The following is a 23,814-nucleotide window of genomic DNA, read 5'->3' as shown; positions in this document are numbered from 1 at the left end:
GTTGGTCGTCGAGGGTGCCGGACTGGCACGCGTGGGCGGCGCGCGAGCGCCGTTACTCGTTACTCGTCGCGAATGCGCAGCGGTAGCGCGGTTTTGTATTCGACGCGGCGAAGCGCCACGGATGTGTGAATGTCGCGCACGCCATCGACCTTCGTGAGTTTGGTCATGACGAAGCGCTCGATGCCGGCAATGTCGGCCGCGACCACTCTAAGCATGTAGTCGAAAGCACCGGTCATCAGGTAGCACTCCATCACTTCATCGAGGTTGGCAATGGCGCGCTCGAACGCCGCGAGCCGTACCTCGCTCTTCTTCTCGATCGCCACGGACACGTAGGCATTGACGGGAAATCCCGCCTTCTCCTGATCCAGCAGCGTCACGTACTGGTTGATGACGCCGGACTCCTCAAGCATCCGGATGCGCCGGTAAAACGGCGACAGCGAAAGACCCAGCGACTCCGCGAGGTCGGCGGCTTTCGTATGGGCGTCCAACTGCAAGGCGCGCAGGATGGCCACATCGGTACGGTCAAACTTCATTGGCTAACTTTCCCCGAAAACGATTGAAAACTGGCGTTACTTGCCAAATTCAAGCAATTCAGCGACTCAGTTTGGCACGAATCGCCGCTATCGGCTACCTAAAATGGCTCGCATGCCATCCCTACAGGCGGAGGAGACAAACAATGAATATGCGAGCAGTGGAGCTGGGGCGTCCGATCGACATGGAGTACGGTCTTGAGGACCGCTACGTCAGAGAGAACGGAACCGTTTTCCTGACGGGCACCCAGGCGCTGGTGCGAATTCTGGTTGAACAGGCGCGCAGCGATCGCGCTGCCGGCATCCGGACAGGCGGGCTGGTGTCGGGCTACCGCGGCTCGCCGCTCGGCGGCTTCGACCAGGAACTGTGGCGCCAGAAGAAACTGCTCGCGCAGCACGCGATCCGCTTCGAACCCGGTTTGAATGAGGACCTGGGCGCCACCATGCTGTGGGGCGCGCAACAGGTCGATGCATTTCCGGGCAAGCGTGTCGAAGGCGTTTTCTCGATGTGGTACGGGAAAGGCCCGGGTGTGGACCGGACCGGGGATGTGTTCCGTAACGCGAACATCGTGGGCACGTCGAGGCAAGGCGGTGTGCTCGCCGTTGCGGGTGACGATCACGCGGCGCAGTCGTCGATGTTTCCGCACCAGACGGACCACGTCTTCGAAGGCGCGATGATGCCGATTCTCTTTCCGGCGTCGGTTGAGGAATACATCGAGTTCGGTCTGGCGGGTTACGCGATGTCGCGTTTCTCGGGGCTGTGGGTCGCTTTCAAGGCGATCACCGAAACCGTTGAAAGCGGCCGTTCGATGACCGTGCAGGCGCACGACGCCGACGGGGCGCCTCGCTTCAGTTTGCCGGCCGACATCCATGTACCGGAAGGACGCGGTTTCAATTACGACCCGAATCTTCGCTGGCCGGCCGAACGCAGCGAACTCGAACGGCGCCTGCTCGACGAGCGTCTGCCCGCCGCGCTCGCTTTCATGCGTGCGAACCCGCTGGATCGCACGCTCGTGCGGCCGCGCGGCGCGCGGGTCGGTATCGTCACGGTGGGCAAAGCGCACGGCGACGTACTGGCGGCATTTGCGGCCCTTGGGCTGTCGCCGCAGGAACTCGAGCGGCTCGGCATCGGCGTCTACAAGATCGGGATGATCTGGCCGCTGGAGACCGAAGGTGTGCGAGCCTTTGCGCGTGGCATGCAGGCGCTGGTCGTGGTCGAAGAGAAGCGCTCCTTTGTCGAGCGTCAGATCAAGGAAGCGCTGTTCAATCTGCGGCCGGACGAACGTCCCGCGGTGTTCGGCAAGGACCTGGGCGAAGCCGGGCCGCTGCTGCCCGCCGCCATGGAGTTCGCGCCGGAACAGGTCGCGGCCGCGCTCAAACGGTTCTTTGCCCATACCCAGGTTGAACTCACGGTACCCGTTGCGCCCGGTGTGCCGGTGCAACGCAATGGCTCGCGCATCATCCCGCTTGCGGCAGCCGGCAAGGATGAGCAGCCGCTGAATCGCAAGCCGTTTTTCTGCGCCGGTTGTCCGCACAATACGTCCACCCGCTTGCCGGACGGCTCTTACGCCGCGGCCGGCATTGGTTGCCACATCATGGCTTTGGGCGAGGCGGGCGATACGGCGACGTTCTGCCAGATGGGCGGCGAAGGCGTGCAATGGATCGGGATGTCCACGTTCATGGATATCCCGCACATGTTCGTCAACCTGGGGGACGGCACGTATCAGCACTCGGGAAGTCTGGCGATTCGCCAGTCGGTGGCGGCCAAATCCAACGTCACCTACAAGATTCTCTTTAACGACGCCGTGGCGATGACCGGCGGCCAGCCCACCGAAGGCAGTCTCACTGTCCAGCGCGTGGTGTCCCAGGTGGCTGCCGAGGGTGTGGCCAAAGTGGTGGTCGTTTCCGATGAACCTGAAAAGTATGCCGGTCCACTGAGCTTGCCCGCCAACGTCGAGGTTCAACATCGCGACGATCTCGACGCGCTGCAGCGTACGCTGCGTGAGGGCAAGGGGGTCTCGGTCATCGTGTACGACCAGACCTGTGCGGCCGAGAAGCGCCGCCGCCGCAAGCGCGGCAAACTGATCGATCCGCCCCGGCGCGTGGTGATCAATCCGGCCGTTTGCGAAGGTTGCGGCGATTGCTCGGTGCAATCGAATTGCATTGCGATCGAACCGCTCGAAACGGAGCTGGGCCGCAAGCGCGCCGTCAATCAGTCGAGCTGCAACAAGGACACGTCGTGCCTCAAAGGCTTCTGCCCCAGCTTCGTGACTGTTGAAGGACTGCAGCCTAAACAGCCGGATCAGAAGCGCATTGGCGCCATTGAAGCGGAATGGCGCGCGAAACTGCCTGCGCCGGCGGCCGTGCGCGCGGAGCTGGACGCCCACGCCAGCATTGTCGTGACCGGCATCGGCGGCACGGGCGTGGTCACGATCGGCGCGATTCTCGCGATGGCCGCGCATCTGGAGGGTAAAGGCGCATCGACACTGGATTTCACGGGGCTTGCGCAGAAAAATGGTGCCGTGATCAGTCACGTGCAGATTGCGGGCAGCCGCGCGCAAATCGTGACGTCGCGTATCGGCGCGCACGCCGCGAATGTTCTGCTGGGCTGCGACGCGGTGGTTGCAGCGTCGGCGGGCGCCCTCTCGCGCGTCGCGCCGGGCGTGACGCGGGCCGTCGTCAACGAACGGATCACGCCGACGTCGGACTTTGTGCGCGACGGCGATCTGCCGGTCAGCAAAGCCATTCATCAACGTGCGATTGAAGGCGCGATCGGTACGGATTCCTCCGCGTTCTGGGACGGCTCTGGCGCCGCCGAAATCCTGTTCGGTGACGCGATTGCGTCGAACATGATGATGGTTGGGTATGCCTATCAACAGGGACTGATTCCGCTGTCGGAATCGGCCATTATGCGGGCCATCGAACTGAACGGCACGGCTGTGAAGATGAACGGGCGCGCGTTCTTCTGGGGACGCTTGCTCGCTCACGACGCGAGTGTGATCGAACAGGTTTCCGGCACGGTTGCGGATGTGGCAGCCGCCGGTGAGTTTGAACTGGAGCGCTTCGTCGCCGACCGCGTGCGGGACCTGGAACGTTATCAGAACGCCGCCTATGGCCGCCGCTACATGGCGCTGGTCGAACGTGTGCAGCAAGCCGAGCGGCGTATCGCGGGTGCTGCCGGGGAACTCACGGAGGCGGCGGCGCGCAACTATTTCAAGGTGCTCGCGTACAAGGACGAGTATGAAGTCGCGCGCCTGCATACCGACGGCAGCTTTCATGCCTACCTGTCCGGCGCTTTCGATGGCGGCGGCAAAAAGACGTTCTACATGGCGCCGCCCCTGCTGACGCGTCGCGATCCTCGTACCGGCCGCAGAACCAAGATTGCGCTTCGCGCTGCGTGGCTCGATCCGCTGTTGCGTGTGATGAAGCACGGCAAGGTGTTGCGCGGAACCGCCTTCGATCCGTTCGGCCGCCAGAAGGACCGCGTGATCGAGCGTGCGCTGATTGGCGAATTCGAGGCGGACGTCGATCTCGCGCTTCGGAAACTCAACACAGAAACGATCGAATCCGCGCTTGCCTTATTGCGCGTGCCGTCGTCGATTCGCGGCTTTGGCGTGATCAAGGAGCGCAACTATGAGAACGCTCGGCCGGTGCGTCAGCGGTATCGTGAGGTGTTGCAGGGGAATGAAGGCCAGCGGCCGACTGCGTGAGGCATTCAAACGCTCCATTTTCGGGCTCAACGATGTGTCTGAGCCCGAAAATGGGATCCAGGCGGTGATTCACTGAGCTAACGCGTCCAAGGCGCATCGAGCCTGGTCTCGATGTTGGATTGCAGCGCGGCGCCACTGCGTAACAAATGGACGGGTTCGGCTTTCATTCAGGCAGCTCGCTATATTGACGATGCGCAGCTTGCGGGGGATTTACGCGAACCTTCCCGGGATCTCACGCATGAAGTTCAGGTTGCGCGTGCGCGTCGTGTCGATGCGAAAGCGCGTCACCTCGTTACCCGAGCGTTCCACCTTCAAGACTCCACGCATGACGGCCAGCTGACCGGCAGGGTCGAACGTGAAAAGATTGTCGGCTACCGGCTCCAGCCGGTAGCCGACACTGCCTGCAACGCCGTCCATCGTCATGGTGAGTTCGCCGTTCGTCACGGCGATCGTCGCACGTGCCGCGGCATCGCTACTGTGATATGTGCCTGCCAGCCCCGCGGACGCATCGGAGAAGAGCGGCGCGTGATCGGGTAAGCGCTCAAGCGTCTCCGCGTGACCGCAGTCCACCAACTCGATAGCCGTCACACGCGCCTCTGCTGTCGACACGCAAGGGTTGATCAGCAGCGATCCACCTGCCCCGTCATCGACCCGCAATCCGGCCGCCGTCTCGATGAGTGGCTGGGGTATCTGTTTGACGTTATGGAAGATCGCGTTCACCTGCCCGTTGTGATCGCCGATCACGCAATACGTCCCGGACGCGCGCGAGTGGTACTTGCCGAGCAAGGTTTCGTGCCCGGCAGTTTGCAGGGGCGCGGCAAGCTTCGCGCCCAGTACCGCATCGCCTAGAACGATATCGACTACCTGCGTAGCCAGTTCAGCCGGATTGGCTGCCGCGCCGTTGGTTAGAATGATTACATCCAGTGCCTGCTTCGCCACGGTCAACATCTGGCAGGCGCCACCGAACACACCACCGGCATGGTGCAGCACCTCCACGTCGCGATGTGGTGTGAGCATCAGCCCGAGGGCGTAGACCCCTTCCGCACCGCTCGAGTAGTGCGGTTTGGTCAGCATCTGGCGCCAGCTTGCTTCGCTGCCGAGACGCTTGGGGCCGCGCAGGTGCGCGAGCCAGAGCAGCATGTCGTCGACCGTCGACACGATCCCGCCTTCACCGAGCACTTCCCACGTGGGAAAGAGGCCGCGCATGAATCCGCCTTTGCCATCCGGCACATGCTGCGTCGCCATGCGCGGGCGGATTCGCATGTCGTCGGCGACCGACTCTGTGTCGGCCATGCCCATCACATTGAAGATGCGTTCCTTCAGAAAGGTCTCGAACGGGATTCCGCTGACCCGTTCGATCGCGAGCGACAGCAGGTGATATCCGCCGTTGCAGTAGATCATCCGCTCGCCCGGCAGGAAATTGACGTCGCGTTGCCGGACTTCTGCGGCCAACGCGCCACCACGCGGCAGCGTCGCCACGCCTTGCGCGAGCAGCGTGAGGTCGAGGTAGCAGCGGTAGCCCCCCGTATGCGTCATCAGTTGGCGCAAGCTGGGGTCGCCTGCCAGCAGCGGCAGTTCAGGCATGTACGTGCGAATCCCGGCGTCGATGTCGAGCTTGCCGTCTTCGGCGAGCAGGAGCGCGGCGAGGCAGGTGAAGTGTTTGCTCGTCGAACCGATGCGCAAGCGTGTGGCCGGCGTATTGGCTACACCGTGTTCCAGGCTTGCCATGCCAAAACCTCGCCGGTAGAGGACTTCGCCTCGATGTGCCACGGCCACGACGAGGCCGGGTTCATCGCACTTGTTGAAACGTTCGAACAGGGTATCCAGTTGCGTGACGATGTCGTGTGAATTTTGCGTCATTATCAGTTATCCATATGATTTAGAACGGAACGGTAAGCGCCGCGCCGATCGTGCGGGGCTGAATCACGCTGACGAGAGCCGGGCCGCCCAGCGGCATCAGCGAAGTGCCGGCCGAGATCAAGGCGCGACGGTCGAACAGGTTGCGAACATAGAACGCCACGCTGAACTTCCTGAAGTCCACACCCGCCTGCAAATCCGTGATCGCGTAGCCGGGCAACGGGTAATCCGGACGGCCCGAGCTGGCGTCGAACCCGCTATGACGTCGACCGACAAATCGTTGGGTCATACCCGCATACGACGGATACCCTTGCACGGTGAACAGATAGGTTCCCGAGAACGTAGCGGAGACCTTGGCCGAGTTCGGCAATGGCTCGCCCGCTGTCGTCCCCGCGCTGGCGTTGCCTGTCGTCAAGCTGGCGTCGATGAGCGACAGGTTCGCACTGAAGTTCCAATGCGGGTTGGGGCGGAACGTGCCGGAGAACTCCAGACCCTTGATTCGCGCGTTGCCGGCGTTGACGACCTGGTTGACGCCATCGACCGTGCCAAGCTGCTGGATATTCTTCCACTCGATGTCGTAGACAGACGTCTCCAGCGATAGCCGCTTGTCGAGCAGGTCGGCCTTGTAGCCGGCCTCGTAGCTCCACAGCGTATCGGGCGCGAAGGTCGGGCTACCCGGCGCGCGCATGCCGGTGAGCGGATCGATCAGCAGTGCATTCGGGCCACCGGGCCGGTATCCGCTGGCGACGCGGACATACGCATTGCTGTTGGGGGTCAGCGCATAGCGCGCGGTGAACATATAAGTCTTGCTGGTGTCCGACGACGGTGCCGAGACGGTTTGTGTCGGGCCGGCGAGCGTACCGGAGGTGGTCTGTTCGTAGGTCTGGGTGTTGTGGGCGATCCGGATGCCGCCGGTCAGCGAAAGGCGCGGCGTGAGGTGAAAGGTCAGGTCGCCGTATGCCGCGTACTCGTCGTACGTGCTGGGCGCTGCGATCTCCGACAGGTTCGGGCCGGGCGTGCCATCGGGCAACGTCGTCAGAAAACCCTCGCTCAAATTGCTGCGCTCGTGCGTGTAGAAGAGTCCGGTCAGCCACTCGAGCCGCTGGTTGCCTGGCGAGGTCAGGCGAAACTCCTGGGTGAACTTGTTCGTGGTGGCCACATCCTTGGCTACCACCGAACCCAGGTCTAGCCCCTGGGCTGCAAATAGCGGCCCATATACGCCGGTCAGGTCTTGCGGCGCGCTCGAGTTGACCCTTTGATACGACGTGATCGAGTTCAGGCGCGCCCAGCCGAGTTCGTATTCGACTCCGGCCGAATAAAGCTGAATGTTCTGATGGAACGGTTGTGGGGCGAACTGTTGCGTTGTCAGGTCACCCCAGACCGGCTGCCCGTTGGCGCCATATTCAACGTAGTTCGGATCGTTGCGATTGATGTTTTGCGAGACCGCGGTCAACCGCACCGTCAAATCTCTGGTCGGAGTCAGTAGCAACGACGCGCGAGCACCGTAAGTGTCGCCACGATCGATGTGGGAGTCCGCCTCGGGACCCACGGCGTCGACATAACCGCCATCGTGCTGCCCGAAGACGGAGACGCGCAACGCGGCAACGTCGGTCTTCAGCGGGATATTCAACGCTGCGTTGGCCGTACCGCTCACACCGCCATGCTCCGTTCCCGACACGCCGGTGCCGACTTGCCCGGAAAACTGCTCCGAGTCCGGTTCGTTGGTCACGTATTTCAGCAAACCGCCCATCGCACCCGCGCCATACAACGTGCCCTGCGGACCTCGCAGGATTTCAACGTGGTTGAGGTCGAGCAGGCTCATGTCGAGCGCGAACGTTGCACTTTGGGAAAACAGGGTACTGCCGCCGAACGCGACGTCGTCGATATACATACCGACCGTCGGTCCTGTCTGAATACCTGTCGTCACGCCGCGGATACTGACCTGCCCCGATCCGCTGCCGCCACTGGCGTTCAAGTCGACCCCCGGCTCCGCAGACAGATAGTCGGACATCGTTTTCGCGCCGCTCTTCTGCAGCTCGTCGGCTGAAAGTACATTGACCTGCATGGGTACTTCGCGAGCCGGTTCACGTCGGCGGGTCGCGGTAACCACAACGGTATTGAGCGTCGCGCCATCTTTGCCTTGTGCTTTCGACGTCTCAGCCGCGGAGGCCTCAGGCACCGCGGCGCTGGGCGCAGAGGCGGGCGTTGCAGTGGACGCAGCTTCAGGCACGGCGATCTGCTGAGTCTGCATTGGCGCTGGCGTCTGTTCCTGCGCATGCACGCCCAACGATGCCAACCCGAATACCGGTCCGACGAAGAGGGTTGCGTAACGCCCGCCGTGCCGCAGCGGTAACGTTGTCGAAACCGCTGTGCGCTTCGTTCTGTTTTTCATCTTCACTATTGTCTCCTCCTGATTTTGCAATCTACCGAAAGCGGTGCTGTGTAGCGCAACTCAAGATGAACGGTAAGTGCCGGTTATTTCTGTTTCATGTGGCGTTTGTATCGTCGCTGATACAAACGATCGGTGCGGGAGAAAAGCGGCCAGGCAGGCAGACGAGGCGAGCCCGATATGGAAATTTGTGTCGGGTTTGCAATAAAGGACACACAAAGACCCTACATTCGCGGGCGATAATCGAAGCTACCCCTCGCTGTCGGCCAGGACCATGCACAGACCCCGTTTCGATTCAGCTTTTTATCGCCTGCTTTTCATGATGATCTCGATCGTCCTCGTGACGCAGGTCAGTGCTGGCCTACTGCTCTTCAAGCTCTACAGCACGGCCCCCTTCAAACCGCCTCCCGGGATGAGCGCGCCGTTGCAGTGGGGCGCCGCGGTGGTGATCCAGGTTATGCCGGCACTGATCTCGTCCTGGATCGGAGCGCGCATGCTGGCCGCCCCGTTCCGCTCGCTAGCCTTAGGGGCCGCTGAATTGTCGAGGAATATCGATGCACCGCCTATCGAGGAAACCGGTCCTGTCGAAGCGCGTCAGGCCGCCAGAGTGTTCAACACAATGCAGGCGTCGCTGCGGCGGCAAATGAGTGAGCGCAACCGCTTCCTCGCTGCCGTGTCGCACGATTTGCGCACCCCTTTGACGCGCATGAAGCTGCGCCTTCGCTCCGCTCAGGACGTCGAACTGAGTGAACGGCTCAGAGACGATATTGACGAGATGACGCAGCTTCTGGAGGCCACCTTATCGTTTCTGCGCAATGAAGAAGTGGTTGAGGCGTTCAGCCCGGTCGATATCAATGCACTGGTGGATGCAATCGCGGAAGACGCGGCCGAACACGGCCAAAAGGTGACGATCAGCGGGGAGGTGCCGCCGATATCGGCTCAACCTCTGGGCCTCAAACGCTGCCTGACGAATCTGGTTGCCAACGCGATCCGATACGGTGAAGACGCGCACATCCGTCTGATCGACGCACCGTCGTGCGTGCGTATCGAGATTGTCGATCACGGCCCGGGCATACCGGAGTCGCAACTGGAGCGGGCGCTGGAGCCGTTCTACCGGGTGGAAAGTTCTCGCAACAAGAACACGGGCGGGACGGGACTTGGCCTTGCCATCGCGAACGACGTCGTGAAGCGCCACGGCGGGGAACTGGTGTTGCGCAACGGTACGGAAGGCGGGCTGGTGGCACAGGTCACGTTGCCGCGCCGATAGGTTGGGCGGCCGGATCGACCGTTGGCCAAGCTCTATTTCACGCTTGATACAGAGTGCTCACAAAGCGGAAATAGCGCGTGCTTATAGTCGTTTCACGCCCTTCAATCCTATTTGGCAGACCTCACGATGAAGATATATACGGCTCAGCTTTCGACCGAAACCAATACATTCGCCCCGTGCCCCACCGGTTGGGGCGGCTTCGAAGAGAGCACGATTTTTCACGGCGACGCGAGTTTGCGCGAACCCGACGGCATGGGTCATGTGCTTGCGGAAGTGCGGCGCCTCGCCGAGGAAGACGGTCACGAAATCGTTGAAGGCCTGTGTGCCGAAGCTCAGCCGTCCGGCCGCACGATTCGCGCGGTATACGAATCCCTGAGGGACGAAATTCTCGACGGCGTAAAGGCCGCCTTGCCGTTGGATGCCGTGATTCTGCTGCTGCACGGTGCGATGGTGGCGGAGGGGTACGACGATTGTGAAGGCGATCTGCTTGCCGGCGTTCGCGCCATTGTCGGACCCGGTGTTCCAATCTCAGTCACGCTCGATCCGCACTGTCATTTCACACAGCTGATGAAGGCATCGGCAGATATCCTGATCGCTTACAAGGAGTATCCGCATATCGACGCCGTCGACCGGGCGCGCGAAGCCTATCAGTTGGCGCTTGATATGGCTGCCGGACGCATCCGTCCGACGATCGGCGTGTTCGACTGCCGGATGGTCGGTGCCTGGCACACCACCAGCGAACCGATGGCGGGGTTTGTCCGGCGTATGCAGTCGCTCGAAGGACACGACGGCGTGCTATCGGTGTCGCTCGGTCACGGATTCCCGTGGGGCGACGTGCCCGAAGCCGGCGCAAAACTCTGGGTGGTGACGGACAACGATTTCGCGAAAGCTGAGGCGCTGGCGGCGCAATTGGCACGCGAGTTCTGGGAGTTGCGCAACGCGACCCGCCCTGCATGGCTCGACATCGATTCCGGACTGGATCGTGCGCTGGCGGTCGACGGCGGCCCGGTCGTACTGGCGGATGTCGCAGACAATCCTGGGGGTGGCGCGCCGTGTGACAGCACGTTCATTCTGCGTCGCGTGGTCGAGCGACAGATTGCCCATGCTGCGATCGGGTGCTTCTGGGATCTCGGTGCCATTCAGATTTGCAAGGACGCCGGTGTTGGGGCAACGCTGAATCTGCGCATTGGCGGTAAATGCAGTGTGTACTCGGGGGACCCCGTGGACTTGCGCGTTACTGTGCGCGGTGTGGTCGAGCGGCATACGCAAAGCATCATGGGTCTCGAGCAGCCGCTTGGCCGGGCGGTGTGGGTCGAAGCGGACAACGGACTCGACATCGCGCTGATATCGGTTCGCACCCAGGTGCTGGGCGTGGACGCATTCACCGGCCTTGGCATCGACTTTGCCGCCAAGAAGCTGGTGATCGTGAAATCGACGCAGCATTTTCAAACCGATTTCGCGCCACGCTCGAAGGCCATATTTCATATCGCAGCGCCTGGTGCGCTCACGACGGCTTTTGCCGAACTGGACTATCAACAGCGTGATCTCAACTATTGGCCACGCGTGTCAAATCCATTTGCGCCGGCAATGTGAGGCCATGCCGGCGCGGTCGGCGCGCCGGCGCCTGTCAGGCGTCGGCCTGCGCCCGCGTGAAAACCAGATGCCGGGTACGCGGAGTATCGACACGAAAACCGCTGATGTGCGCGCTTGCTGCGTCGCGTGTCAACGTGACAATGCCGCTCATGAGGTCCATTGGGTCAACCGGTATAAGTCCGAAGACATCGTCGGCGAGCGGCGTGAGGCGATAGTCACAATGACCTGCTGCGCCATGCATGCGAAGTGCGAGCATTTCGTTGTCGATGCGAATCGTGGCGTGGGCATTGGCGTCGTGGCTTGAGAAGGTGCCGGACAATGCGGTGACGAAATGTGGCGTTACCGCGGGCGCTTCTCCGAGGCGGGTGAACGTTTCGGCGTGGCCGCAATGCACGATGCGCAGGCTGGATGGATCGTCCGGCGCGCCAGATGATCCCCAACGCACCGCCAATGGCCCGTCGGCACTGGCTTCGATCTGCATGTCATGCAGATCATCATCGCTGTCGTATAGCTGCATCGACGGCTTTGGGCAAAGCAGTCCCGTCAACACCAATGCGCCTTCATGATCTTCCAGCGCATACACGGCGCTAGTGCTGGACGACCGGTAACTGCCGAGACGCGCCACATGATCGGCGGCGCGCGCCGCGACAGGTGGGCCATCGCCGGCAAGCTCGCCCGCGAGCACGATGTCGACCACCTGCTTCGACAGTTCGAACGGTGCGTTGAGCGCGCCGTTGCTGAGCAGCACGACGTCAAACCCATGCGCCGCCGACAGCAGCATCTGGCAAGTCCCGCCGACGACGCCGCCGGAGTGGTGTATCAGCTCGACACCTCGATAGATGCTCCGCTTGAGGCCGAGCGAGTATTGGCTGCGCTGGCCGCTGGAGAATACTGGCAAAGCCAGCATCTGGGTCCAGGTATCGGCGTTGCCGACGATCTTGCTGCTGGAGCGGAGGTGCGCGGTCCATCGCAGCATGTCGTCGACGGTCGAGACGATCGAGCCTTCACCCAGCACTTCCCACGAGGGAAAGATACCGCGCCGGAATCCACCCTCGCCGTCAGGAACATGCATTGTCGCGATGCCGCGTTCGATTGTCATGTCGTTGGGTACGCACGCGGTGTCGTGCATGCGCAAGGGGTTGAAGATATGTGTTGTGAGGAATGCGTCGAACTGCATCCCGCTAGCACGTTCGATGGCGAGCGAAAGCAGGTGATAGCCGCCGTTCGAATACATCATGCGTTCTCCCGGTGGAAAATTTTCATCGCGTTGACGTTGCTGCGAGGCCAGGAGCGCGCCATGCGGCGAAATTGCGAGACCTTGTGTCAGTAGTGCAAGGTCTAGTGCGCATCGCTGCCCGCCGCGATGCGACATCAACTGCCGCAGCGTCGGGAGACCCGCGGCCGGCGGCAGCTCCGGCAGATATGTGCCGATGGGCGTGTCGGCGTCGAGAGCGCCGAGTTCGCACAGGAGCAGCACGGCGAGGCAAGTGAAATGCTTACTGACCGAGCCAATGCGCATGCGTGTGGCCGGCGTGTTGGCGATGCCGTGTTCGAGGCTGGCCATGCCGAAACCGCGCCGATACAACAGTTGTCCGAGATGGACAATGCCGGCGGTCAATCCGGGTGCATCGGCGCGGTGATAAGGCGCGAACAGCGCGTCGAGCTGCGTCGTCGTGGTGTGTGAATCCGGTGTCATGTAGATAGCTCAGCGAGAGGAGGCAGGGGTGCCCGCGTGGTCCCAGATTTGGGGCGGGCAGTGCAGCAGACCGTCGATGTAGGCGACGCCCGGCTCGCGATCGCGTGCAAGGAAGATCGGTCCGTCGAGGTCGACGTGATCGCACTGTTGCCCGAGCAGGAAGGCGGGGGCGATCGCCAACGAGGTGCCCGCCATGCAACCGACCATCACGGACAAGCCGGCTTCGCGTACACGCGTGGCCAGGTCGAACGCGCGCGTCAGGCCGCCGCATTTGTCGAGCTTGAGATTGACGATGTCGTAGCGGCGCGCGACGGTGGACAGATCGCCGAGATCCTGAAACGATTCGTCGGCCGCGAGTGGGATCGGACAATCGATATGTTCGAGACAGGCGTCGGCGCCGATGGCAAACGGCTGTTCGAGCATCCCGACATCAAGCTGTTGCAGCACGGGGATCATCGCGTCGAAGTGCGCGCGCGACCAGCCTTGATTCGCGTCGACGGCGAGCGGTGCTTCCGGGCGTGCCTCACGGATTGCCGCGAGGCGCGCGGCGTCGGCGGCGCTGCCGTCCAGCTTGATCTTTAGCGCCCTGGCGTGGGTCAGTATCTGCGCAGCCTTAGCCATTGCATGCGGCGTGTCCACGCCGATCGTCATCGTAGTCGGCAACGGGCGCGGCGCGGAAAGGCCCGCCATGCGCCAGACAGGCATGGCTTGCTGTTGTGATTCAAGCGCCCACAATGCCGCATCGACCGCGTTGCGCGCGCCGCCGTGCGGCAAGACATCGAGCAACTGCGCGCGCGTGATCCCCACTTCTATCGACGCCCGGACTTTCTCGATTTGCGCGGCGATTGATTCAGGTGTTTCGTTAAGATAAAAAACCCCGGATGCTTCGCCGCTGCCGGCGTGGTGTCCGTCGTCGACGGTAACCCTCACGAGACGAGCGGCGTCGATGACGTGGCCGGTGATATGGAACGGAACGGCCAGCGGCCAACGTTCGATACGCAGCGAGAGCGAGAGTGTGCGGGACGGCATAGGAGAGGGAGGGAAAAGAGGATCAGGCATAGCGTTCGATTGCCTTACGTACACTGCTACCGGCCGCGCGCATCAGAATGCAGGCGGCGAAGAATCCGAACGCCGCCACGCAGACAGTCGACCACAGCAGACCCTGACTGAGTCCGTGCAGACGATCCGACATGAAACCGATAAACACCGGACTGGCGGATTGCACGACGATCGACGTCAGCGCGCCGATCGCCGCCACGCGCGAGCGCAGATGCGCAGGACAGATGTTCTGCATGATGGTGGGAAACAACACCATGCCTGCGACCATGCAGGCGAGCTGCACGCCGAAGAGCACATAGACCGGCGCGACCGAGCCGGCTGCAAGATAGAGGAACGAGAGGCCGCCGGCGACCAGCGCGCCGCATTCGCAGACGCGCAGGGGCGCGAGCACGCCAAAGCGTGCTCTCATGCGGCCCGCCACGAGTCCACTGAGCACGCAACCTGCAATACCGCCTGCCATCGCCGCCAGGCCCATGCCGCCGCCAGCTTCAGCGGGCGTCGCGCCGAAGGTTCGCACCGCCACGACCGGCATCCACGTCGCCACAGCGCCAAACGCCAGATTGACCAGCCCGATTGCACCGAAGAATTTGAGCATCATGATGGCTTCGCGCCGGAAGTAGACCGGTGCGGACGGCAGCGGCACGGCGGCCCGGTGACGTGCTTCGGAGGGGGCCGTGTCGCCGTGCTGTCCAGGCCGGATGAGAACGACCAGGGCGACCAGCAGGGGCGCGGGCAAGGCAACGGCAAAGAAGGCGAGCCGCCACGGTGCGAGATCGGCGAGTCCGGCGGGCAACGCGCTGTGCACCGCCGCGATGCCGTGCATCAGTGCGCCGCCGAGAGCCATCCCCGCGCCCGCCCCCAACAGATTGGCGAGAGCAAAAACCGCATTGGCAAGCACACGTTGACGCGCCGGGAAGAGCTCGGGAATCAGGCCGTAGATTACCGGCACGAGCCCGGCTTCGCCGATTCCCAGCCCGATGGTGGCGATGAACAACTGCCAGAAGTGGCTGGTCATGCCGCAGAGCGCGGTGGCGGCGCTCCAGACGACTACGCACGCCGCCAGCACGACGCGGCGATCCACACGATCGGCGACCCAGCCGATCGGCAGGGACGCCACGCCTGCGAAGAGGGCGATGCCCGCGCCCTGCATCAGGCCGATTTGTGTATCGGTCAGCAGGAAATCGTGGCGGATGGGCTCCGTCAGCAGGATCAACATCTGACGATCGACGAACGCGAAGAACGCCACGATCACGAGAATGGCCAGACCGAACCACGCAAGCGGCCCGGCGGGTAATTCCGATGGCGGGTTTTTGCCCGCCACTGGGGTGGGCAGGTCGAGGTTGGAGTCGAACATAGGGGCTCTGTATTGAGAGAACGTCTACTGCATGAACTGCTCGTTGCCCACGAGCCCGATATGCGTCGCGCCGAGCCGCTGCGCGGACGCCATGACCATCGCGACGGCGCGGTAGGGCGCGGCCTTGTCGGGCCGCAGATGCAGTTCCGTCGGCGCGGGGTTGGCGGCTACATCGCTCAATCGCGTTTCCAGTTGCGCGCGCGAACCGAGGGTCTCGCCATTCCATACGATGGTGCCGTCGGCCGCGATATCGATCTGCACCACGGGCGGCGTTTGCGGTTGGGACGGCGGAGCGCCGGTGGGCATGTCGAGCTTGACTGCGTTCGTCTGAATGGGAATGGTGAGGATCAGCATGATCAGCAGTACGAGCATTACGTCGATTAGCGGCGTGGTGTTGATCTCGACCATCACTTCGGCGTCGTCGCCGTTGCCGGTGGGCATCGTCATCGCCATCTTGAGTCTCCTTGTCGGTGTGGATGGATCACTGGCGCGGTGGCGGTTCGGTGATGAAGTCGACCTTGGCGATGCCGGCACGCTGGCAGGCGAACACAACCCGCCCAATCGCCGCGTAGCGCGCGTCGAGATCTCCGCGAATATGGACTTCGGGTTGCGGCGATTGCACCGCGATGGTCTTGAGCTTCTCGACGAGCGTTGCGGTATCGGGTACGCGCCGTTCGTCCCAGAACACGTCGCCTTCTCTCGTCACGCTGAGAATCACGTTCTGCCGCGTCGTCTGCAGCGGCTGCACGGCTTCCTTGGGCAGCGTGACCGGCACGGTGTGCGATACCACCGGAATCGTGATCAGAAAGATGATCAGCAGCACCAGCATCACGTCGACCAGCGGCGTCGTGTTGATGGTCGCCATAACCTCGTCGTGATCGTCGCCGTCGCGGGTTCCCACGGTCATGGCCATGGCTTCACCCTACGCGTGAGAGGGCGGCGGCCCTGGTCGCGGCGGCGGCCCCGGCCGTGGTCTTGCCGGTCAGGATGACGATGTGCAATTCCGTCGAAAACCCACGCACGCGCTCCATCACGGTCTTGTTGCGCCGCACGAGCCAGTTGTAACCGAGCACGGCGGGTACCGCGACAGCCAGACCAATCGCGGTCATGATCAGCGCTTCGCCAACCGGCCCCGCGACCTTGTCGATGGATGCCTGACCTGCGATGCCGATGGCAGTCAGCGCGTGATAAATGCCCCACACCGTGCCGAACAGACCAACAAACGGCGCGGTCGAACCGACGGTACCGAGAAATGCGAGGCCGTCCTGCAGTCGATTCGAGACTGCGCTGGTTGCGCGCTCGATGGCGGCGGCGACCCAATGGTTGAGGTCGACCTGTTCGAGCAGCGCGCCTTCGTGATGGTCGAATGCCGCGAGACCTGTTTCGGCGATGAAGCGGAACGGACTGCCGGCGTCCAGTTGAAGCGTGCCTTCGTTGAGACTGCTCGCTTTCCAGAAACCCGTCTCCGCCGCCTTCGCGCGGCGCAGCACACGCGCCTGCTCGAGCAGTTTCGCGACGATGACGTACCAGCTGCCCATCGACATGACGACCAGAATGAGCAGCGTGCCTCGCGCGATGAAATCTCCGCCCTTCCAGAGCGCATCGAGGCCGTAGGGATTCGCCACCGTATCGGTGACGGCGTGGGCGGCGCTGGCCGCGAGGAACAGAGCCGTCAGTAAGGCGGCCTTGCGGGTACGGTTGATCATGAACGTCTCCTGAAATGCGTTGGCAAGTAAAAAAGAACGGCTGTCGAGGGCAGCCTCAATCGAGCTTGAAAGAGAAGGGCACCTGTACGCGCACTTCCTCGCCCTGTGCGACGCAGTGGAACTGCCGCACGGCGTTTTCCGCGGCCCTGTCGAGAACAGGCGCGGCTGACTGGGTCACGCTCAGGTCCTTGACGTTGCCGTCGGTGCCGACAATGAATGTCACGACGACGTCGCCGGTCAGGTTGTCCTTGAGCGCTTCACGCGGATAACGAATGGCGGCGCGGACCTGCGTCGAGTTCGGACACACCACGCCGACGCTCGTCGACACCGGCGCTGTAGCGGCGGGCGGTGTTGGCGGCGCGACGGGTGCTGACGGCGCTGGCGTGGTCGACTGCGTGGTGATTGCGTTCGGCGACGCAGGCGCGCTCACGTGCACTTCGGGTGGCGGCGTGAACGGCGGCGGTGGCGCGACGTGCTTCGGCGGTGGCGGTGCGATCCGCTTCGGTGGCGGTGGTGGGGGAGGTGGTTTGATCTCTTCGATGATGCGCGTCTCGATCGGCTGACGAATCACGTCCACGACTTTCGTCGCGAGACCGGTGAGCAATGCGTAGACGATCACGGCGTGCAATCCGACCACGAAGGCGATGCCGCCAATGCGCCGGACGGGCGGCTTGGGTTGTGCGTAGTTCATGTCCCGCGTGTCTCCTGCCTCGATATGACCTGGGAGCCACGTTAAAACCCGGGCATTTCTGTTTCATATCGGCTTTGTATCTGCGCTGACACAAAGTCTTTCTGGTTTGGCGAAGTTGCGGCAGGAGGTGCAAAACCAGACGGGGCGGCGAAGGCGGACGAGGCGCAGAGGTGCTACTCCGGGAAAATCCTGGGCGGGTTATCCATGATGTGAATCCTCATCACGCGTGACGATTTTTCCGGATGACCTTGTGGGGCAAGGTGCGAGGGCAATTATTTCAAGGCTGCAACAATTCGTGCAAAAAGCCCTTATATTGAGGGGTAATAATGAGCGTGGGGCACATCTCACCGCCGCAACATCGGAGACAAGACGCCGTGAACAAAGCGATCCGTATTCTCGTCGTCGACGACGACTCGCAGATTCGCAGCCTGTTGTGCGACTGCCTTGCAGACTTCGGGATGACCACCGCGCAAGCTGCCACAGGCGCGGAAATGCATCTCGCGCTCGGGGAGGGGGGCTTCGACCTCGTGGTGCTCGACCTGATGCTGCCGGACGACGACGGCCTCAATCTATGCCGGGAGATTCGTGCGACTTCGGAGATTCCACTGATCATCCTGACCGCGCGCGGCGAGATGACCGACCGGATCGTCGGGCTGGAACTGGGTGCCGACGACTATGTCGTCAAACCGTTTGAGCCGCGTGAACTGGTCGCGCGCATCCAGACGATCCTGCGCCGCGTGCGCGCGCAAACGCAAGGTCGGACGAGGGCGCAGGAGGAAAGCCGCTTCGCCGGCTGGCGGCTTCATCAAACCGGCCGCCACCTGATTGCCGCCGACAACACGGTCATTCCGTTGTCGAACGCGGAATTTCGCCTGCTCAACGCATTCCTCGCCGCGCCGGGGCGTGTACTGAGCCGCGAATACCTGATGGATACCGCTCGCGGCAAGTCGATCGACGCGTTCGACCGCAGTATCGACGTACAGATATCACGCTTGCGGCAGAAGTTGCGCGAAGACATCAAGGAGCCGCGGCTGATTCGCACGATTCGTGGGGAAGGCTACATGCTCGATGTCGGTCATCGCTAGGCGCTCATGCTGCTGATTGCCGTGACCGCGTACGGTTCCGGTACGGCGCCTGACTCGTAAATTTCCCGGTGTGACGAAGTCGAGTCCGTTGCACGGATCAGATCAATTCTAGAACCGCTCCACCCTGAACGGCTGCACGTCCACGAGCGTTTCCTCGTGGGTCATCATCTCGGCGATCAGGCGGCCCGTGACCGGGCCTAGCGTGAGCCCGTGGTGCGCGTGGCCAAACGCGAACCACAGGTCTTTGTGATTTCTCGCGGGTCCGATGATCGGCATCATGTCAGGGGTGCAAGGGCGCCGTCCCATCCAGGCTTCGTTGTCGAGACGCTCGCCCAGTGGAAACAGCGTGCGCGCGACGGGTTCGACCGCGGCGAGTTGCGTGGGCGTTTTGGGTGCGTCGCAGTGCGCGATTTCAGCGCCCGTGGTCAAGCGGATACCTCTTGCCATGGGGGCGATCAGGTAGCCCTTCTCGACGTCCAGAACCGGATGATTCAGGCGGGCTGCCGCCTGCGGCGCATAGTGCATGTGGTACCCGCGTTTGACGGCAAGCGGCAGGCGATAGCCGAGCCGCGAACTCACGCGATCCGACCACGGCCCCAATGCGACGACCGCCGACGAAGCGCTGATCGTTCCATCTTGTGTGTCGACCGTCCAACCCTCACGGAACGAGTCCGCATCGCCGATAAAAAACCGTCCGCCCAGCGCTTCGAAATACTTCGCGTAGGCGGTGACGAGCGCGTTGGGATCGCTCACGGAATCGGATGCGGTATAGCGCAAGCCGCCTCGCAAGGTCTTGTCGAGGTCGGGCTCTTTCTGCTGCAGGAGGCCCGCATCCAGCGATTCGAACTCGACACCATATTCCCGATGCCACTGTTCTGCGAGCCGGGTCTCTGCGTCCCGCACTTTGTCAGTGCGAAAGACTTTTATCCAGCCGGTGGGGCGCAATAGCCCACTCGCGCCGGCGTCGGCGGCCAGCGCGCGGTGCTCGTCCACGCAATGTTCGATCAGCGTGGCGTACGACCTGGCGATAGCCGCGTGTTTTGCCGGATGGGAGTTGCGCCAGTATTGCCACAGGAACGGCGCTGTCCTGAGCATGGCGTCGGCATGGTAGCGAACGTCCGGCGACTGGTTGCGCGCGTACCGAAGCAGGGTGCCGAGGTCGCGTGGAAACGCGTAGGGATACACGCCTTCGCGCTGGATCAGCCCGGCGTTGCCGAACGACGTTTCGTTGCCGGGCTGCTTGCGGTCGATCAGCGCGACTCGACGGCCACGTTTCTGAAGATGCACGGCAACGCACACGCCGACAATGCCCGCACCGAGCACGACGGCATCGAATCTCATGGTGGTCATGAACTCACCTGGTGCAGGTTACGCGAGGAGCGCCGTCACGGCGACTTCGACATCGCAGCCCGGCTTCATCAGCAAGGCTTGCACACATGCGCGGGTGGGCGCGTGACCTGCCGGCACCCAGGCATCCCACACGGCGTTAAATTCAGCGAAGTGCCTGGGATCGCTCAACCAGATATTCGCCGACAGAAGGCGCGTACGGTCGACGCCCGCCGATTCGAGCAGGGTGTCGATACTCGCGAGGACTTCCTGGGTCTGCTCGGTCACGGAGACGTTCGCCGTGCCGGGCACCTGGCCAGCCAGATAAACAACACCGTTGGCGATCACCACCTGGCTCATGCGTGCATTCGTTTGCAGACGTTTGATTTCGTTCGACATGGTTCAGACCGTTGAAATGCCGGAGCCAGTGGCAGCCGGACTCGATGAAAGAAAGGATAGACGACGTGAGTTATCATATACGAGAAAAATCAAAATTCTCGTATGCGAGAAAAATATTTCCACAAAAAGTGAGTGAGAGGATCGACGCAGTGAAGAAAGAGCCGATTGCCGACCCGCGCGAAGCGCCGCCCGAGCTCGACCACAAGTTGGTGGGTGGTCATTTGCGGCAGGCGCGCAAGGCGCGCGGGTTGACGCTGGCGGAATTGTCGGCGCGCTCGGGTATCGCGGTGTCGACGATCTCCAAGGCCGAGCGTGGCGATATTGCGCTGACCTACGACAAGTTTGCGGCGCTCGCGCACTCGCTGGAGCTGGAGTTCGACGCGATCTTCGGGCGGGCCCGCAAGCCGGTAGCCGGGCCGATCAAGCCGTCGTTTACGGCTGCGGGCAAGCAGCCGGTCTACGACACGCCGAACTACGAGTACGGCATGCTCGCCAACGACCTGACCGGCAAGCGGATGGTGCCGATGCGCGCGCGCATCCACGCCCGCGCCGTGTCGGACTTTCCCGAGTACATCCGGCATTCAGGTCAGGAGTTTGTCTTTCTGTTGAGCGGCAAGCTGGAGTTGCGCTTCGAAAGCGGCAAGGCGTTCAAGTTGATGCCTGGTGACAGTCTGTACTTCGACAGCTCGGTCGGGCATGTCTACCTGAGCCTCGGCAAGGAAGATGCAGAGGCGCTGGTGTGCTGTGTCGATACCGACGAGCATCGGCCGCCGAAACTCGACGCAACGGCAAAGCGCCGGCAACCGTTCTGAACGGGCAGGTGCTCAAACGATCGGCTCCGCGCGGGAGTCAGGCTGGTCTCGCAAGCTGACCTCCGCGCGAAAAACATGGGCTCAGTTATGCCACATGTTTCAGAAAGTCCCTCAAGCGCTGTGTCGGCGGGTTGTCGATCAGCGCCGCCGGTTCGCCGTCCTCGGCAATCCCTCCGTTGTCCATAAACAGCAGACGTGTTCCCACCCGCTTCGCGAAGCCGATCTCGTGCGTGACGACGATCATGGTCATGCCTTCCGTCGCGAGGTCCTGCATGACTTTGAGCACTTCGTGACGAAGCTCGGGATCGAGCGCGGACGTCGGCTCATCGAAGAGCATCAGCTTCGGTTTGATGGCGAGCGCACGCGCTATCGCGACACGCTGTTGTTGCCCGCCGGACAACTCCGACGGATAGTGATTGGCCCGGGATTCGAGCCCGACTTTGTCGAGCAGCGCCATCGCCTGATCACGCGCTTCGGCGCGCGTCGCGCCGCGCACCTGAATGGGTCCGAACATCACGTTTTCGAGCGCGGTCATCTGCGGGAACAGGTTGAACTGCTGGAACACCATGCCGGCTTCGAGGCGAATCGTGCGGATGTCCGAGGTATTGCCTTTGACGCTCAAACCGTCGACCAGCAGCTCGCCGCCGCTGATTTTTTCGAGTGCATTGATGCAACGAAGCAGGGTTGATTTACCCGAGCCCGAAGGCCCGACGATCACCACCACCTCTCCATTCTCGATACGAAGATCGATGTCCTTGAGCACGGGCACGTGGCCGAAGCTCTTCGAGACGCTCTGGAATTCGACCATGCTCATAGTATGCGCATCCTTCTTTCAACGAGACGCAGCGACAGCGTCATCACGCCCGTGAGAACCAGATAAATCACGGCGACGGCAGACCAGATTTCGACCGCGCGAAAATTTCCCGCGATGATTTCCTGGCCCTGGCGTGTCAGTTCGCCCACGCCGATAACGATAAACAGCGACGTATCCTTCAGACTGACGATGCACTGATTGCCCAACGGCGGAATCAGCCGGCGAAACGCCAGCGGCCCGACGATTTTCAGCAGCACGCGCGGCATCGACAGGCCCATGGCGAGGCCGGCTTCCATCAAGCCCTTGGGAATGGATAGCAAGGCGCCGCGCACGACTTCGGCGAGGTAGGCGCCGGAGTTCACCGTGATCGCGATGATGGCGGCGGTGAGTCCGTCGATCCTGATGTGCGCGAGCAGCGGCAGCGCGAAGTAAAGAAACATGACCTGAACCACAATCGGCGTACCGCGAATGAGTTCAATGTAGACCTGCGCAATGACGTTGAGCACGAGGGGGCCGTAGGCGCGGAACATGCCGGCGATGACGCCGACCACGAACCCGCCGACCAGTCCCACGAACGCAATGAACACCGTCAATTTCACGCCGTTCATCAAGTCCGGAAGTGCTGTCCAGATAACTGACCAATCGAATTCCACACACCGCTCCTGGTTGAGTCGTCTTTCGCGCAGCGGGCTTCGCTGCGCGTCCTGCCAGTGACGATTACGACTTGGGCGGCTCCGAACCGAACCACTTCTTGTACAGCGTCGCGTAGCGGCCGTCGGCTTTCATCTTGACCAACTCCTGGTTGACCTTGGCAACCAGCGGGCTGCCCTTCGGAAAACCGATGCCGTACTTGTCGCCGCTGACCGGTGTGCCGGCCACCTGCACCTTGCCTTTGCCGGCCGTGCTGACGAAATAGAGCACGTTCGGCGTGTCGTGCATGGCGGCGTCCACCCGGCCGGCCTCCAGCGCCAGATAAGCCTGGTCGATGTTCGGGAACTGACGGATTTCCTTGGGCTTCAGATGCGCCTTGATCCAGTCGATGGTGGCCGTGCCGGTTTTGGCCGCGATGACCTTGCCGTTCAGGTCGTCGATGGATTTGATGCTGGTGTTCCCGGTTTGCACCATCGCGGCGAGCCCGCTGTCGTAGTACGGGTCGGAGAAGTCGATCGCCTTCTTGCGTTCTTCCTTGATCGTCATGCCCGAGAGCGCGACGTCGATGTTCTGCGTTTGCAGGGCCGGAATCAGGCCGCTGAAGTCCATCGGCTGAATCTTGTAGGTCCAGCCCTGGTCCTTGGCGATTTCCGCCCACAGGTCCAGATCGAAACCGACGTACTTGTCGCCCTGCTTGAATTCGAAGGGCATGAACGAGGTGTCGGTGCCGACGATGAGTTCTTTGTTGTCGGCGTGGGCGAGGGTTGTGCCGAACAGGGCGACAGCAACCATAGACATGAGGAAGGATCGACGTCCCATAAATTCTCCGCGGTGGTGGGCAATGCCCCTGACAGGGTCAAGGAGCGGCTGACTAA

General features: G+C 62.3%; 20 protein-coding genes. 5 read left to right on the top strand and 15 right to left on the bottom strand.

Features of this window, described 5'->3' with window-relative positions; translation table 11 throughout:
* Positions 1–59: 59 nt before the first annotated feature.
* Entirely contained in the window at positions 60–533 is a 474-nt protein-coding gene (locus tag BCY88_RS02185) for an Lrp/AsnC family transcriptional regulator (protein ID WP_120342613.1), read from the bottom strand.
* A 143-nt stretch (positions 534–676) separates the two neighbouring features.
* Between BCY88_RS02185 and BCY88_RS02180 the strand changes: the two genes are divergently transcribed.
* A complete protein-coding gene (locus BCY88_RS02180) occupies positions 677–4,240 on the top strand; it encodes an indolepyruvate ferredoxin oxidoreductase family protein (protein WP_259461194.1) in 3,564 nt (1,187 codons plus the stop codon).
* A gap of 210 nt (positions 4,241–4,450) precedes the next feature.
* On the opposite strand, the gene BCY88_RS02175 is transcribed toward BCY88_RS02180, so the two are convergent.
* Both BCY88_RS02175 and BCY88_RS02170 read right to left on the bottom strand, forming a co-directional pair.
* Positions 4,451–6,100, bottom strand: coding sequence for a serine hydrolase domain-containing protein (locus tag BCY88_RS02175; RefSeq protein WP_120342612.1), 1,650 nt, complete (start codon positions 6,098–6,100; stop codon positions 4,451–4,453).
* A gap of 19 nt (positions 6,101–6,119) precedes the next feature.
* Positions 6,120–8,489 carry a TonB-dependent receptor gene (locus BCY88_RS02170; protein WP_259461193.1) on the bottom strand — a complete coding sequence of 790 codons (2,370 nt, stop codon included), beginning with the start codon at positions 8,487–8,489 and terminating at the stop codon, positions 6,120–6,122.
* A gap of 316 nt (positions 8,490–8,805) precedes the next feature.
* On the opposite strand from BCY88_RS02170, the gene BCY88_RS02165 reads away from it, so the two are divergent.
* On the top strand, positions 8,806–9,753 hold the full coding sequence (locus BCY88_RS02165) for an ATP-binding protein (protein WP_259461192.1): 948 nt from the start codon (positions 8,806–8,808) through the stop codon (positions 9,751–9,753).
* A gap of 126 nt (positions 9,754–9,879) precedes the next feature.
* Positions 9,880–11,346, top strand: a complete 1,467-nt coding sequence (locus BCY88_RS02160) for a M81 family metallopeptidase (RefSeq protein ID WP_120342610.1) — start codon at positions 9,880–9,882, stop codon at positions 11,344–11,346.
* A 34-nt stretch (positions 11,347–11,380) separates the two neighbouring features.
* Here BCY88_RS02160 and BCY88_RS02155 read toward each other — a convergent pair whose 3' ends face one another.
* The 7 genes from BCY88_RS02155 to BCY88_RS02125 are packed head-to-tail and all read right to left on the bottom strand — an operon-like array spanning position 11,381 to position 17,852.
* Positions 11,381–13,042, bottom strand: coding sequence for a serine hydrolase domain-containing protein (locus BCY88_RS02155; RefSeq protein WP_120342609.1), 1,662 nt, complete (start codon positions 13,040–13,042; stop codon positions 11,381–11,383).
* Positions 13,043–13,051: 9 nt separating this feature from the next.
* Positions 13,052–14,101, bottom strand: coding sequence for a dipeptide epimerase (locus BCY88_RS02150; RefSeq protein WP_120342608.1), 1,050 nt, complete (start codon positions 14,099–14,101; stop codon positions 13,052–13,054).
* A complete protein-coding gene (locus tag BCY88_RS02145) occupies positions 14,094–15,455 on the bottom strand; it encodes an MFS transporter (RefSeq protein WP_120342607.1) in 1,362 nt (453 codons plus the stop codon). Before BCY88_RS02145 ends, BCY88_RS02150 begins: the two co-directional genes overlap by 8 nt.
* Before the next feature lie 24 nt (positions 15,456–15,479).
* The gene (locus BCY88_RS02140) at positions 15,480–15,908 is read right to left on the bottom strand and encodes an ExbD/TolR family protein (protein ID WP_120342606.1); all 429 of its coding nucleotides are present in this window, start codon (positions 15,906–15,908) and stop codon (positions 15,480–15,482) included.
* A 28-nt stretch (positions 15,909–15,936) separates the two neighbouring features.
* A complete protein-coding gene (locus BCY88_RS02135) occupies positions 15,937–16,368 on the bottom strand; it encodes an ExbD/TolR family protein (protein ID WP_120342605.1) in 432 nt (143 codons plus the stop codon).
* Positions 16,369–16,372: 4 nt separating this feature from the next.
* Complete coding sequence (locus tag BCY88_RS02130) at positions 16,373–17,161, bottom strand: MotA/TolQ/ExbB proton channel family protein (RefSeq protein ID WP_120342604.1); 789 nt, start codon at positions 17,159–17,161, stop codon at positions 16,373–16,375.
* Positions 17,162–17,216: 55 nt separating this feature from the next.
* Entirely contained in the window at positions 17,217–17,852 is a 636-nt protein-coding gene (locus tag BCY88_RS02125) for an energy transducer TonB (RefSeq protein WP_120342603.1), read from the bottom strand.
* Positions 17,853–18,226: 374 nt separating this feature from the next.
* On the opposite strand from BCY88_RS02125, the gene BCY88_RS02120 reads away from it, so the two are divergent.
* Entirely contained in the window at positions 18,227–18,937 is a 711-nt protein-coding gene (locus tag BCY88_RS02120) for a response regulator (RefSeq protein ID WP_220669641.1), read from the top strand.
* Between the two features lie 108 nt (positions 18,938–19,045).
* Here the strand turns inward: BCY88_RS02120 and BCY88_RS02115 are convergent, their stop codons facing one another.
* Both BCY88_RS02115 and BCY88_RS02110 read right to left on the bottom strand, forming a co-directional pair.
* Positions 19,046–20,278 (bottom strand): NAD(P)/FAD-dependent oxidoreductase, encoded by a 1,233-nt coding sequence (locus tag BCY88_RS02115; protein ID WP_120342779.1) that lies wholly within the window; start codon positions 20,276–20,278, stop codon positions 19,046–19,048.
* A gap of 27 nt (positions 20,279–20,305) precedes the next feature.
* Positions 20,306–20,662: a RidA family protein gene (locus tag BCY88_RS02110; RefSeq protein ID WP_120342601.1), complete on the bottom strand. Its 357-nt coding sequence runs from the start codon at positions 20,660–20,662 to the stop codon at positions 20,306–20,308.
* Between the two features lie 149 nt (positions 20,663–20,811).
* Here BCY88_RS02110 and BCY88_RS02105 point away from each other — a divergent pair, with 149 nt between their 5' ends.
* Positions 20,812–21,474 carry a helix-turn-helix domain-containing protein gene (locus tag BCY88_RS02105; protein WP_259461191.1) on the top strand — a complete coding sequence of 221 codons (663 nt, stop codon included), beginning with the start codon at positions 20,812–20,814 and terminating at the stop codon, positions 21,472–21,474.
* An 85-nt stretch (positions 21,475–21,559) separates the two neighbouring features.
* Here BCY88_RS02105 and glnQ read toward each other — a convergent pair whose 3' ends face one another.
* From glnQ to glnH, 3 genes are all read right to left on the bottom strand, one after another.
* Positions 21,560–22,288: a glutamine ABC transporter ATP-binding protein GlnQ gene (gene glnQ, locus BCY88_RS02100; protein WP_183081248.1), complete on the bottom strand. Its 729-nt coding sequence runs from the start codon at positions 22,286–22,288 to the stop codon at positions 21,560–21,562.
* The gene (gene glnP / locus BCY88_RS02095) at positions 22,285–22,941 is read right to left on the bottom strand and encodes a glutamine ABC transporter permease GlnP (RefSeq protein ID WP_120342598.1); all 657 of its coding nucleotides are present in this window, start codon (positions 22,939–22,941) and stop codon (positions 22,285–22,287) included. Before glnP ends, glnQ begins: the two co-directional genes overlap by 4 nt.
* A gap of 64 nt (positions 22,942–23,005) precedes the next feature.
* Positions 23,006–23,758 (bottom strand): glutamine ABC transporter substrate-binding protein GlnH, encoded by a 753-nt coding sequence (glnH, locus tag BCY88_RS02090; RefSeq protein WP_120342597.1) that lies wholly within the window; start codon positions 23,756–23,758, stop codon positions 23,006–23,008.
* Between the last annotated feature and the right edge of the window lie 56 nt (positions 23,759–23,814).

It is taken from the genome of Paraburkholderia fungorum (assembly GCF_003610895.1).
GTDB lineage: Bacteria > Pseudomonadota > Gammaproteobacteria > Burkholderiales > Burkholderiaceae > Paraburkholderia > Paraburkholderia fungorum_B.
The sequence above is the reverse complement of the archived record's forward strand: the minus strand, read 5'-3'. Positions and strand labels throughout refer to the sequence as shown.